Source organism: Balneola sp. (assembly GCA_003712055.1).
Lineage (GTDB): Bacteria > Bacteroidota > Rhodothermia > Balneolales > Balneolaceae > RHLJ01.
Window position 1 is genome coordinate 1,038,159 of record RHLJ01000001.1, and the last position, 14,053, is coordinate 1,052,211.

General features: G+C 34.7%; 15 protein-coding genes. 1 reads left to right on the forward strand and 14 read right to left on the reverse strand.

Annotated elements, in window-relative coordinates; genetic code table 11:
* The 14 genes from ED557_04625 to ED557_04690 all read right to left on the reverse strand — a co-directional run bounded on the left by ED557_04625 (window position 1) and on the right by ED557_04690 (window position 11,603).
* On the reverse strand, window positions 1-669 hold the full coding sequence (locus ED557_04625; protein ID RNC86061.1) for a cyclase: 669 nt from the start codon (window positions 667-669) through the stop codon (window positions 1-3).
* Window positions 670-1,344 carry a cytidyltransferase gene (locus ED557_04630; GenBank protein RNC86062.1) on the reverse strand — a complete coding sequence of 225 codons (675 nt, stop codon included), beginning with the start codon at window positions 1,342-1,344 and terminating at the stop codon, window positions 670-672. It lies immediately after the preceding gene.
* A gap of 15 nt (window positions 1,345-1,359) precedes the next feature.
* Window positions 1,360-1,923: an SIS domain-containing protein gene (locus tag ED557_04635; protein ID RNC86063.1), complete on the reverse strand. Its 564-nt coding sequence runs from the start codon at window positions 1,921-1,923 to the stop codon at window positions 1,360-1,362.
* A 1-nt stretch (window position 1,924) separates the two neighbouring features.
* Window positions 1,925-2,914 (reverse strand): gfo/Idh/MocA family oxidoreductase, encoded by a 990-nt coding sequence (locus tag ED557_04640; GenBank protein RNC86172.1) that lies wholly within the window; start codon window positions 2,912-2,914, stop codon window positions 1,925-1,927.
* A gap of 15 nt (window positions 2,915-2,929) precedes the next feature.
* Entirely contained in the window at window positions 2,930-3,871 is a 942-nt protein-coding gene (locus tag ED557_04645; GenBank protein ID RNC86064.1) for a hypothetical protein, read from the reverse strand.
* A gap of 9 nt (window positions 3,872-3,880) precedes the next feature.
* The gene (locus tag ED557_04650; GenBank protein ID RNC86065.1) at window positions 3,881-4,651 is read right to left on the reverse strand and encodes an aldolase; all 771 of its coding nucleotides are present in this window, start codon (window positions 4,649-4,651) and stop codon (window positions 3,881-3,883) included.
* On the reverse strand, window positions 4,644-5,333 hold the full coding sequence (locus ED557_04655; protein RNC86066.1) for a hypothetical protein: 690 nt from the start codon (window positions 5,331-5,333) through the stop codon (window positions 4,644-4,646). The genes ED557_04650 and ED557_04655 overlap by 8 nt, the downstream gene beginning before the upstream one ends.
* Window positions 5,330-6,370, reverse strand: coding sequence for an aldehyde dehydrogenase (locus tag ED557_04660; protein ID RNC86067.1), 1,041 nt, complete (start codon window positions 6,368-6,370; stop codon window positions 5,330-5,332). The genes ED557_04655 and ED557_04660 overlap by 4 nt, the downstream gene beginning before the upstream one ends.
* A 10-nt stretch (window positions 6,371-6,380) precedes the next feature.
* On the reverse strand, window positions 6,381-7,019 hold the full coding sequence (locus ED557_04665) for an HAD family hydrolase (GenBank protein RNC86068.1): 639 nt from the start codon (window positions 7,017-7,019) through the stop codon (window positions 6,381-6,383).
* Window positions 7,019-7,861 carry a DUF115 domain-containing protein gene (locus ED557_04670; protein ID RNC86069.1) on the reverse strand — a complete coding sequence of 281 codons (843 nt, stop codon included), beginning with the start codon at window positions 7,859-7,861 and terminating at the stop codon, window positions 7,019-7,021. The genes ED557_04665 and ED557_04670 overlap by 1 nt, the downstream gene beginning before the upstream one ends.
* Entirely contained in the window at window positions 7,858-9,264 is a 1,407-nt protein-coding gene (locus ED557_04675) for a hypothetical protein (GenBank protein ID RNC86070.1), read from the reverse strand. Before ED557_04675 ends, ED557_04670 begins: the two co-directional genes overlap by 4 nt.
* Window positions 9,265-9,316: 52 nt before the next feature.
* Complete coding sequence (locus tag ED557_04680; protein RNC86071.1) at window positions 9,317-10,267, reverse strand: NAD-dependent epimerase/dehydratase family protein; 951 nt, start codon at window positions 10,265-10,267, stop codon at window positions 9,317-9,319.
* A gap of 22 nt (window positions 10,268-10,289) precedes the next feature.
* Entirely contained in the window at window positions 10,290-10,829 is a 540-nt protein-coding gene (locus tag ED557_04685) for a hypothetical protein (GenBank protein RNC86072.1), read from the reverse strand.
* Between the two features lie 72 nt (window positions 10,830-10,901).
* Entirely contained in the window at window positions 10,902-11,603 is a 702-nt protein-coding gene (locus ED557_04690; protein RNC86073.1) for a hypothetical protein, read from the reverse strand.
* 86 nt (window positions 11,604-11,689) lie between these two features.
* On the opposite strand from ED557_04690, the gene ED557_04695 reads away from it, so the two are divergent.
* Window positions 11,690-14,023 carry a polysaccharide biosynthesis tyrosine autokinase gene (locus ED557_04695; GenBank protein RNC86074.1) on the forward strand — a complete coding sequence of 778 codons (2,334 nt, stop codon included), beginning with the start codon at window positions 11,690-11,692 and terminating at the stop codon, window positions 14,021-14,023.
* Window positions 14,024-14,053 lie beyond the last annotated feature (30 nt).

The following is a 14,053-nucleotide window of genomic DNA, read 5'->3' on the forward strand; positions in this document are numbered from 1 at the left end:
TTAATCCTCTGTTATACCAAAACAAGTTACAGGCACACCATCGGTTCCATCAATTCGTAATGGACAAACAATTACTTCCCTTAGAGTTGTATTTGCATCTACTTTAGTTAAATCCATGTCTTCAATGACAAGAATAGGTGATTTAGGATCTAAGAAATGATAATGCGCTGCTTTTCCAGCATCTGAATGTTGGTAACTTGATAGCGAAATAAAGTCCATTCCAACAACACGTATTGAAGTAAATTCTTCTTTAAGGTAATCGGCTACATTTGGTGAAAGCCCATAATTATATTCCCAATATCTGGATTCAGATCTAAATGCTGTCGCACCGGTTTTAACTAGAAGAATATCAAAAGAAGCTTTGTCTTTCACTTGTTTTAGTTGATCAATTATTTTCTCGTCAATGATTAATTCAGATTGTTCAACTTCAATAATGATTGGTTTGTTAAAGAACCAAAAATCGGCTTCATAATTCTCCTGAGTAATTTTTTCTGAAAAGAAGTGATGGGGAAAATCAATATGAGTACCGCAATGTAGAGGCAGATTAATTGTACTCTCGTTAACCGTGCTACCTTCTTTAATTGATTTTATTTTGGAAACTGATACTCTGGATCTATTTCCATAGGTTGGAGTATTATTATTTAAACTATGTGATAAAAAAATCTTCACTTATCCTCCGTTTTCCACTACCAAATCATAAAGAGCTTGTGCTATTTTTAGATCTTCTTCTACTTTGATTACATGACTTGCTAATTTACTAATTGGTATAAAATCGACATCTCCAGCATATGATGCACATTTACCAATCTCATAATTGGTTATATACTCATCCTTGAGCCATCCGGTAATTGACCAGGAGATACGTTGTATCAGATCCAGATCCTGGCTATTTGTCTTTTCGTCAAAGGTAAAATTAATTGGAGTATTTTTGTATGCACACTCAATCTGAATTGGCTCGTAGCTTAAAAATACATTTGCTTTTGAAACCATCATCTTCTCTACAAAGTCGATGATATCTTTTTGTGATAATAAAGGTGCTATAGAATGAACCTGCACAACATGTGTGCAGTCGTTGGATTTTAAAAATTCATAGATAAAATCTTCACTCGTTGCACTATTATTAGCAAGTTCTTCCGGTCTTTTATGAAATTTTGCACCATTCTCAAGAGCGACATTTCCAATTATCTCACTTTCAGAATTGACCCAAACTTCATCAAATACTTTGGTATTTTTACACTTTTCAATGGCTAACTGAAGTAATGTTTTCCCATTAATACTCCTGAGATTTTTCTGTTTTAATCTTTGGCTACCCAAACGAGCAGGAATCATTGCTAAAATCTTCATTTGAAAAAGAATTAGTTATGAGACACTATACTCAGCTTTCCCTAGTATCATGTCAACGACTGCAAGAAGCCAAATAGAATGAGCATGCTCAATAATATTATACGCTTTACTCTCAACCCAGAAATTAATATCACCCAAAGATTTAAGAGTATTATCTGGTCCGAAACCGCTAAAGGTTATTACCTTTATGCCCAATTCTTTTGCTGTTTTGGCTGCATTCACAATGTTTTTTGAACTACCACTTGAACTAATTAGCACCACTGCGTCGCCTTCTTGATAATAATGTTCAATTGCTCTGGCAACCCAATTTTCGTAACCAAAATCATTTGCAAAAGCTGTGATTAATGCGTCTTCATTGAAACATAAACCCTGAACTTTCGCCTGCTTTGTAAAATCTAACGCGGCATGACTGGCAATGGTTGCACTTGCGCCATTGCCTGCAAACATTACTTTCTTTCTGCCATTTTTGATTTTCTGAAAGAGTTCTTTGGTCGCAGTAAGTTCAGAGGTTACATCCGTCTGAAATAGAACCTTTTCGTATCTATTAAAATAATCTTCTAAAAATTCCTTATCTGTCATTTTATTTTGCGTTTTCGTAAACTTTGTCAATTATTTTCATCAATTTAAGCGCATCATTTGAGCTTCCAACTGAAACCGCTTTGTCTTCAGTAATACATTCCATGAAGTGATCAATTTCTGATCTCCAGGATGAGTTCGTATGAAATGTAATTCTTTCTTCATCTTCCCAGGTTGCTGCAGGTGCAGTTGACCTGTTTTTGGCAATAGATAAAACTTCATCGCCATAAGTTCCAGATGATGTTTTTAGACCATTTAAAACCATATAGCCTTTTTCCAGGAATACTTCGATTGAGAACAGATGTCTCCATTGTGTCATTGTAGAGTGAAGTGAGGCTGCAATACCGGTTTCTGTATTTTTAAACATAGCGAAAACATTGTCTTCAATATCCAAGCCCCAATATAGATCAGAAACAATCGCATGAATTTCATCGAAATCCTTTGCAAAATGTAGAAACAAATCCAACATATGGATACCCTGATCAATAAAAATACCACCACCTGCTAATTCTCTTTTTGCTCTCCATCCTTTGAAGAAAGATTCATCTACAGATTTACCGTATCTACCTCTCATCCATAGAATCTTTCCATATTCGTTGGACTTAATCAATCCTTTCATATGTTTTATACTTGAATGATGGCGATGGTTGAATCCGTACATTAGCTTTTTGCCTGTTCTTTTTTCAACCTCAATAATTTCCTGCACATCATCTGCTGTAAATGCTGGTGGTTTCTCGCAGAAAACGTGCTTACCAGCTTCTAGTCCTTTAATAGTGTATTCTTTATTCAGAAAATTTGGTGTACAGACAAAAATGATATCAATTTCTGTATCACTGAATATTTCATCTGGCGATTCTACCTTATTATAATCTTCAATTTTAATCTGGTCAGAATATTCATAGACAGATTTTACTACTGCTTTTTTTGTGTTCTCGATAGTTTCGGCTCTTATTTGCCCCATTTTTCCGAAACCTAATATTCCTACTTGATTCATAGACATGCTTTAGATCTAAATTATATTGAAAGGAGTTTCATTATTTAAAATGCGCATTGCATTTTTTGCAGCATTCAACCTTAACTCTCTATATGAAGATTGGGAGTAATAAGAAGTGTGAGGATTTATAATTAATCTTCCTTCCAACCAGTCCTCAGAGTTTCTCCAGGCGTCGATTAATTTATTCGACATTGGTGGCTCATATTCTAGAACATCAATCCCAATTTGAGATAGTTTGTTTGATTTAAGAGCATCGAACAATAAATCCAAATCAGAAAAAAGACCACCTCTAGCTGTGTTTACCAATGAGGCTCCATCCTTCATTTTGTGAATAAATTCACTGTTTACCAATCCCTTAGTATCATTATTCAGTGGTGTATGCAAAGATATAATATCAGACTGTTCAAGAACTTCCTCTATTGAATCAACTCTGTGTCCATTGATCATTTTTTCATATCCTCTTTCTTTGAAAGGGTCGTAGAAAACTGTATTAAATCTTAACGCATTACATTTTAAAAGAACGCTTCCACCAATCCTACCAGCCCCTATAATGCCTACGATGGTTTCACTGTTTCTTTTGATTGTGGTATCCACATTTTCTTGCCAGCTATCATAATACTTTCTGGCGTCATGATTGTATTTATAAACACCTCGAGCAATGTTCATTATCATTGCAATAGCTGTGTCAGCAACTTCATCAGTCCCATAATCAGGATTATTACAGCATATAATACCTTTTGATTTTAGATAGTCTAAATCAAGTGTATCATAGCCTACTCCATAACGCTGAACACCTTTTAAGTTTGGCAAATCCTTTACGAAGTTTTCATTAACATGAGTATGCCACACCAATAAAACTTCGGTATCCTCACCGATCTCCATTCCGACCAGATCACCAAGAATTTCAGATTCAAAATCGGCATTATCGAAATAGTCTGTTATAGCTATCTTAGACACAACTACCCCTTAAACGTTATCAAAAGTATCTTTTACTTCAGCATAGCTATTTCTTAGCATATCGCAATCGACTAAGTGGACAATATACTTGATCCCTAGCTTCTTGAATTGGATCACTTTCTCTTCAGAAGTTGTAATGGTTCCTGTGTATTTACCGGCTTTGGTAATTTTTGTATTGAGCTCTTTTAGGTAGTTGATCACTTTTGGATCGTCAACCTGTCCTGGAATGCCCAAAGACTTTGATAAGTCAAAGAGTCCAATAAATAGGATATCTAAGTCTTCAATCTCAAGTATTCTGTCTATTTCATCGATAGCTTCTTTTCCTTCTATGTTTACTGCAACAAGTGTGTTTTCGTTACCCACAACAGACATTTTAGTAGAATTTTCGATGTTATAATTACCTGCTCTTGTAAATGGTGAAAAGCCACGATTTCCATTTGGAGGATATTTCGAGTAGTGGATCAATTGCTCGATATCTTCTTTGGATTTCACATTGGGAACTTGAATTGCATGAACTCCAATATCTAATGCTTTTAAAATATCCGACTCGTCAATTGTCCCAACTCTCATGACTGGAGATACTCCTCTGGACTCACAAGCTATCACCATATTTTGTGCTGTTTCAAATGAAATAGGTCCATGCTCAGCGTCAATTATAATGAAGTCCAGACCAGCAGATGCCATAATATCAACTGTAATAACGGACGGTATTATTGCCCAGGTACCCAGAACAAATTCGCCAGCTTCCAGCTTTTTTTTAAGGAAATTTTCTCTAAACATTGATCCGTAGTTTATCTCTATTTTTATGGATGAGTTTCGCCATTTCAAAATCGAATGGGGTATCGATGTCTATGGCTTCAAGTTCATCGGTCTCATACAATAATGGATTCGTTGAAATGACATATCTGTTTTTCAACATTTCCATTTTCTTGGCAATAAATAGTGCTCCAGAGATCGAAAATAACTTATCGAGAAATTGAGAATATTTATGCCAAACTCCCCATGAATAGTTCAAAGGCTGGCATTTTTCATTAACGATAAAACCATTGAAGCGAGTTACAGCAACCAAGCCATTATACTCGTCCCCAAGCTCTTTATAGGTATTCACAGCATCTGCAAAATTTGAGAAAAATGGAGAAGTCGTATGACACCATGCCACAGAGGTTACATCTGAAACAGGTAGTGAACTTACTACTTCATGAATAACATCGCTCCATGGTACGATGTTATTGCAAAAATCGTCTGATCTGTCGATGTATTGAACCCCTCGTTCCTTAGCTAATTTCTTAGCTGTTTCTGAATTACTAGATATAAATATTTCATCAAATGAATTTGATTCTATTAGCTGGTCTAATTTGCGTTCGAAAAGGCTTTTTCCATCAATAAACGGCTTAAAATTTTTACTTTCTACCCGATCAGATTTCTCTTTTACTGGTATAACAGCTACAATTTTATTGTTCATAGTTTTGATTCAATAAATTTAATTTGGTCGATCACCCTCGAAGAATAGCCCCATTCATTATCATACCAGAGAACTAACTTCAATGCCTTTCCTTGAACCAAATCTGTCCATCTGTGATCTACAACTGCTGAATAGCTGGTTCCCATAAAATCTAGAGAGACCAGTGGTTCCAGATTATTGTGAATAATAGGCCATAATTGCTGTTTTTCAACTTTCTCAAATGCACGAATTACATCGCGTTTTGTAGTTTCTTTAGAGAGATTTAGCGTTAGATCTGCACTACCAACAATAGCATGAGGAGTCCGATAAGAAAAAACTCCAATTTTATCTTCTGTTATTTCATCGACAACCTTACACGTTGCATTCATCGCTGAGGTTGGCTTTGGTATAATATTACCAATTGAAGATCGACCAAGTGCATAGTGGTGATAAATTTCACCAGGAACAGACCACGAACTAGCGGATCCATCCATTAAATTTTGATAGTTTAACCAAGGGTGTAATGTTGTTACCCACCCTGAATTAATACCAAAATTATCTTTAATAATTCTTACAACCGGTCCCAGGGCCGTAGCGTCACAGATACTTGATGAAATAACCTGATGTTTGTCAGCGTCAAATTTTTCCTCATTTGCCCCTAGAACCATAGTAAAGTCTACTTCCTTTGGGGAATGAGTTACAATCACTTTCTTTAATTTATTTTTTTTAATCGCATTTTTTGCCCTTATAACATTATCTAACACGCCTGAAGCATCAATCACAAAGTCAACACCCACTTCTTCCCATGGAACGTCATCAATGTGAGGATTGTTGAACACCTTAATTGTATTATGGACACTAACAAGGTTTTCACCTTCCACATGGTATTTATCATCTAACTTACCATAAAGTGTATCATAATTAATCTGATATGCAATATTGTTTATATCAGGATTAATGTCATTAATCGCAACTACATCAAAGAAGTTGTTTTTTAAATTATTGCGAAAAATGGCCTTACCAATACGGCCTATGCCGTTTATTCCAATTCGAATCATAGAATAGTCATTAGTTTATTTGTAAATCTGTATAGTCTTTTATAAGCAAGACATCATTCATTGAGCAAAAAAAATTTCCCCAATCACTCATTGCTGTAAATCCATAGATAAAGATAAAATCCAACCCGAATTCAGTGGCTACTTCATAGTCTTTTTTACTATCCCCGAAAAATAGGACATTTTTAGGAAGATTCATTTTAAGTAAATGATATTTTTTAGACTTGGGACCTCCATGAATATGCGTGAAATAAGTGCTCAATTTCTTGTGATCCATAACTTCTTTTACTTCAGCTTCATCCCCCCCAGAGACGATCCTCATAGGTACGTTCTTATCTTGAATAAATGTAAGAAGATTCTCAAGACCCGGGACAATACCTGCTCCCTTTAGTGTCTGCAGATTAAGTTCATTATAAGCTCGCATAATGTCCTCAAAATCAGACTCTTTAAAGTACTTAAGTAGTTTCTCTTCTCTCGGAACACCACTATTTCCAATAAAATAATCTAGAAATTCACCCTGCTCCTGTGAGTTTTGGATGTATGGAGCAGTGACTTTTTTAATATTGTCATACTTAATCCAGTTACTATCTAAAACTACACCGTCATGATCGAACAGGATCAGATCGTACTGTTTTATACTTAACTGTGTCATTAAAATAACTTGTTATAGCCTACTTTAGGAAAAACTTCTAGCATTGTTCCCGGTGAGGCGTTTAAGACTTTCCGTCCGGATTCTTTGAATATATTATGAGCCATTATATACGCATTTTCCATTGCTTCTAAATCAATTGGTACTGAAATACCTTCTGGCGCATAATCTTTATCAAAATGTGCATCTTTGATTTTTGAGGTATCATAAATGTAACCACCTCGTTGCTTCTTTTTGTAATCATCCTTTTTATAGGTATGATCTAACCCTAAAATAACTGCTTCTTTAAATCCAAGGTAATGTGCTAACTGAAGCGCTAAGAAAATTACTGTACCACCTGCGGTAAAAAACTCATCCGGCTGTTTTGAAAAGAATGATGGTACTTTAAGTGGATACCCAAATCTACTGTTATATTTTGGTCTTAGTACATTTATCCAGCTTGTTGGTACCTCTGATTCTAAGTTCTCTTGTAATTCAACTGGCAAAAACTTACGATCACATTTTAGGTTTTTTATTCCGTCTACATGATTTTTCCAATACCAATTGGACACATATATGTAATAGTCTAAATTTATTTCGTTTGCAATTTTATATATGCTATTCACTCCGATTGTGTATTCTTTCTCAATTCTTGATAGATCCACTTTATTTAAACTTGGGCCCGTTGCTAGAATGAAACATCTCTCTCCTTTGTGTTTATCTTTATTTTCACTTAGCCATTCATCTTTTTTTGAATTTTGACGTAAAGTCAGAATTCTTTTGACTTCTTCCTTTTTTGCGAGGTATAAGTGAATCTGTTCGGGTATTAGATACTCAATAATTTTTGCTATAGTTTTTTTAATCATAAGAGGATTACTATATACACTAATAATAGTATTAGGATTGGAGAAAATGTCCTCCAACCAAAAGATATCAAATTTTGATGCAGCGAATCTGCAGCATATTTCAATGCTCTTACATTGAATAAAATAGTCCTTGGTAAAAACAAAGCTAAAATTATCCCAACTATACCATAAGTTCCGACAAATATTAGCAATCCTACTAAAGAAATTATAGCAGCAATTATTTGCTCAATGTATAATACTACGTGATTAGCCGATGCCAAAATAGCCTGATATAAAATATTCGCCCTTTCTACTCCATAAAATAGGCCCATAAGAAGCCAGGTTTCATTACTTACGAACGAAATATTTGAGCCTATTAACTCAAGTATAAACTCATTGACTAATAGTATTGTGACCACTCCAACGGTATATGTAGCTAAAGAAATAACTATCCGATTTTGAAATACTTTAGCGAGTGTCAAGGTATTTCCTTCAGATCGAAGTTGTGAGTAGTAAGGATTTTTACTACTAAAAGGTACTTGGGCAAACTGGGCTAAGATCGTAAGTATTCTTAGAGAAAAAAGGTATGCAGCTACAACGGCTGGATCCCCATAGGCTGTAAAAATCACTCCACTAAACTGAACCATTCCCATCTGGGAAGCATGTGCTACCAACCCTTTCCAGAGAGGTTCTTTGACTGCATATAGAATTTCTTTATCAAAGTTTCCTTCTTTCTGTATGTCTCTTTCCTTAAGATAATTATTAAAAAGCCAGTTATCTCTTAGTGCTGAGATCATGGGAATTAGCCTCTGCCATACAACAAGCTCCAGTAAACCTCCTCCAATACTAACAATTGTTAAGGCTCCCGCTATACTTATTACACCAAATAAAGTATTCCATCTGTTTACCAATGCAACTTCATTAAAGCCCATCAAGAATATATTGTACTTAATGAAATTTTCAGTAAATAAAGTTGATATAGCAACTATCAGCGTTATAAAAATATATTCACGGGTATAACTTTCTACTAAATTGTTTACACCAAAAGAAAGACCAATAACAACTATAATTGTACTGACCAAAGCTACATAAAAAAAGGTTTTACTTAGGGTGATGAATATATCTTGAATACCGAGCCAATTTGGTTTACCGTCCCCCCTTTTTTTTCCATAATCGACTATTGGCTTATAATCTTTTGCACCTGCAAACGCAAAAGAAACTACCCTCATAAATGTGATTTGCAACCTTGAAGATAAAATACTTGAAAACGTAGTTACGGTAGATATCAATAACCAGATAGCAATATCTGTAGATTGAAATTTTGATAAAATAATAGGCAAGAGAATAACCGCACTTCCAAGAGTAGAAATGTATTTCCCGTACTGTGTGACCGTGGGAGAATTCCAAAGTTTCTTCAGTAACATGAAGATTCTAAATTATCTATCAAGAAAAATGTAGTACTATCTATTGGACCTATCATTCTCTAACAGATTTGTACCATTCAACAAATTGAGGTAAACCTTCTTTTATTGATATTGAAGGCTTATAGTTTAGTATTTTTTCAGCCTTGCTTATGTCGGCCCATGTTTGTTTTACATCCCCAGGTTGTTCTGAACCAAATACCTTCTTCGCTTCAATTCCTGATGCAGTTTCAATTGCATCGATCAATTGCAAAAGCCCTACAGTTTGGTTGTTACCAAGATTTATTAATTCAAACATTGATCCTTTGTATTGTATTGAAGCCATTATGCCATCAATGATGTCATCTATATAAGTATAATCTCGTCGCGTAAAACCATCTCCATATAATGTAATTTCCTCACCTTCACTCATCAATCGAAGAAATTTATGAATGGCAAGATCCGGCCTTTGACGTGGCCCATAGACTGTAAAAAAGCGTAATGCCAAAAAACGAATACCATGTAAATGGCTGTATACATGTCCCAACAATTCACCACTTACTTTAGTACTTGCATAAGGACTAATAGGTTCTAATACTCTATCATCTTCACACCAAGGGACACTTGGGTTTTTGCCATATACAGAACTCGAAGATGCAAAAATAAATTGCTTGATCTCTTTATCTCTCGCCACTTCAAGTAAGTTTTGCGTTCCTTTAACATTTACTTCTTGGTATGATATTGGATTCAATATTGAGGGCCTGACACCTGCCTTTGCAGCTAAATGAATGATTACGTCTGTATCGTTTGGAATCAAGTTGTCTAGCTTATCTTTATTTCGAATGTCTAACTCAATAAATCTATAGTTCTCATACCCAAAATGGTGTTCAATATTTTTTAACTTAATTTCTTTTGAATAAAAAGGGTCAAAATTATCAACATTTAGGACATTTCTACCCTCTTTGAGAAGACGATCTATTAGATGTGACCCAATAAAACCTGCTCCTCCAGTAACCAAAATATTCATACTTACTTATTCACCCGTTGAATCAATAGTTGCTATCAATAAGTACATAAGCAGTTACTGCAGTACCAATTGCAGATATAACAGGTGCTACTACTCCTATATAATCTCGAAAAGTTGGTCTTCGTTTTACTCTAAGCGTTATAGTTTGGTTATTTTCAATCTGAAAATCATGCATACCTTCTGGAAAAGGCTCCTCAAACCTATAGCGGAATTTTTCTATTTTGTCTCGACCTTCTTCGGCATCATATTCTTGAACATGAACCTCTACACGCATTTTTGACCAATCTAAATCAGTTTGTCCATCTCTTAAAATACTCGGACCAAATCCATATGAAATAAGTTTAGGTAGGGTAGTGCCCTTTGGAACCAAGTATCTACCTGGAGAACCAATATCTCCCCAAACATTGATGGAATCGGCAAGCTGTCCAGGTTCGGCGATTCGTATTATCCTATCTCCAAGTCGAAATTGTTGTGAAGTAAATAATTGTTGAGCTTGAGAATATCCCAAGTGATTAATAGATAAAAGTAATGCAGCTAAAAAAAGTAAGAATTTTCTATTCATATCTGATATTGAGTAAGATCAATTTTTTAAACTTTAAATATACACTTTAATCTTATCAAGCTAGTATAAAAATTAAAGCCTCAATAAACGACGAGCTTCAGCTCTTGAAAATCCTTTTCGCATAAGAGCAGATAAATTTTCTTCCTGATCAAACTCTATTCTAAAGTTTTTATACTCAAAATTTTCTGTATCTATAAAGGAGCATGCAGCTCTATAATCTCCGTCTCTAGACTGCCCTATACTTCCAGGATTTATCATATACTTATACCCTTTTTTAAATTCATATACTCCCAATTGATTTGAAACAAGAGCTGGTCTATGAGTATGCCCTAAAAAGCATAATTCTACGTCAATTTCATTAAGCAAATCACGCGCTCTGAAAGCGCTCTCTATATATTCCCACTTTTCAGGGTTATCTGGGCTTGAATGTACGGCCATCCAATTTTCTTTTCTAACCACAAGAGGTAAACCTTTTAACCAATTCAGTTCGTCAACTTCCAGCTCTTTCGAAGTCAATTCAATCAATTTTCTATTTGGATCTCTAAAATGCTTTAATCCTAGATCCCCAGTAACTCCAGCATCATGATTACCTTTTACACAAACCATATTAAATTCCCTTACAAGTTTAATACATTCTGAAGGGAAAGGGCCATAGCCTACTATATCACCCAAGCAAAGCCATAAATCAGGGTTTTTTTTTTCAAGTGTTCTTATGGAGTTTTTTAGAGCCGACAAATTACCGTGGATATCTGACAAAAGTGCTATTTTAGGCATTAAAACTTATTCCTCTTATGTTATATTATCGGCAAAATTTATCAAATTCTTTTCTATCTTGTACCTTTTAAAGTCAGAAAAAAGAGATGCATCTTAACGGTTCAAATGGAACACCAAAAAATCCTTCTCATATTGAGAATAATTTTTCCTCAGAAGAAAGGGAAGTTGACCTATTAAAACTCGCCAATCTTCTTCTCCTAAACAAATGGAAAATAATAGCGATTACTTCTGTATTTACAATTGGTGCTATGATTTTCTCATTGTCACTTACTCCAATTTACAGTAGTAGTGGTACTATAATTATAAGTGAAAGTAAAAATAGATATTCATATGCAGGATCAGATCTTTCGAATTTATTAACTACCACATACGGAATAGGAGTTGGAAGCACCATTGCTAATGAATTGCAAATTCTTAGAAGTGTTTCTCTAAGCTACCAATTAGCAGAAAAGATACTAGAGATACAAAAAGATGAAACTGGAAACATTTATCCTATTGTTATGAGATCATATCCAGACAATCCTGTTTCCACATCTGTAGATACGGTAGCTATGCGTTTTCGAGGCCTCATATCATTCTCACAAATAGATCCAGAGGCCGACCTAGTAAGAATTTCGTTCGAGAGCCCCTCACCATATGAAGCTTCTGAGATAGTAAATATGACTATGGATACATATTCATCGATCTCAACAGATCAAAATAGAAGAATGGCTGTTGATGCACTAACCTTCCTTAGAGGAGAAAAAAGTAAGATTCAAGAACAATTAGAAGTTGTCGAAGACTCTCTTAAGACTTTTATGGATCAGTCCCAACTCATTGCAGTAGACCCACAAACTGAAAAATTGATAGTAAATATTTCAGGAGCAGAAGTCGAACGTAAAGAGGTTGAAATTGCTCTTGTAGCAGTAAACTCATCGCTTGAAGAATATCAGCAGCAATTAAATGAGATCAAACCCGGTCTCGCTAATCAATATTCTGAAGCCTTTGGAGCTATTATTGAGCGTTATCAATTTGCATTATCAGAACTAGAGACTGAAAAGCTATTGTTAGAAGTCAAAAACCCTAATATTACAGATGAACACTCTGAAATAATAAGAATTCAATCTCAAATTGATCAATTTAAATTACGGATTAAAAGTGTTACTGATGATCTTTTAGAAAATGATTCAGCTTTAAATTTAAGCTTTGCAAGCAGAGGTGATGGATCAGTTATGAAACGCTTAGCTGAAATTTCTGAAAAACTCATAGAACTTGAGGTAGAAAAAACAAAATATAAGACTCAGCTTAATTTCTTAAATGAATACTATGAGTCACTAAATCTTGAATTCGAAAAACTTCCAAATGACATTATAGAATTAGCGAAATTACAGAGAAATGTTAAAATTAATGAAGAGCTTTTTCTACTAGTTTCCAGTCAATATGCTGAAATGAGTTTATGGGAAAAAACTCAATTTGGGTTGGGACGCCCACTTGATAAAGCACTAGTTCCTTTAGAACCTATAAAGCCGAGAAAAAAAATTATCACTATCATAGGTTTCTTTTTTGGAGGTTTTTTGGCTGTTGGATTTGTACTTATAAGAAATCTAATTGATGATAAGATAACTTCAACAGATTCAATTAAAGATTTCAAATTACCTCTCTTAGGAACTATTCCTGACTTTTCTATATTGGATGGCCTTGACTCTAATGAACGACAATTCATAGATGATAAATCTGTATCCAATCAACTAATTACCTTTTTAGATCATATTTCCCCAATTTCTGAAGCGTATAGAAGACTTCGTATCAACGTGGTTTATGCAAACCCTGATAAAGTACACCGAGTAATCATGGTAACTAGTGCAACTAAGGGGGAAGGGAAAAGCACACTAGCTGCTAACCTAGCTGTTACTTTTTCAGAAGCTGAAAAGAGTGTTCTTTTAATTGACCTCGACTTGCGAAGACCAACACAGCACAAAATTTTTGGTGAAAATAGAGAACCAGGTTTAACTGATTCGTTATTCGAAACAATTAAGATAAGCGACATTACTAGAGAGACCATTGCTCCAAATGTTGATTTAATCACTGTTGGTAAAAAGACTCCTGAACCTGCTACTGTTCTTGATAGTAAGCGATTAAAACAGTTGATTGATAAGCTTTCGGAGCGGTACGATCATATTATCTTAGATACTGCGCCTTATGGTATTATTTCAGATTCTGCTTCCTTATTGAGACTTGTAGATGGAATTGTAGTGGTATCAAGGTTCAATGTTACTACCAAAAGAGAATTAAAGTATACTCTTGAAGGCTTAAATCACCTTAATGCTGATGTTTTAGGAGTTGTACTAAATGCATTTGATCCAAAGCGAAGTACTGATTATTACACTAATTACTCTTATTACAAACGAACGTATAGTGAGTATTATCAAGAAGAAGTTTAGAAATCATTATTACTTTCTATAAATGCAAAA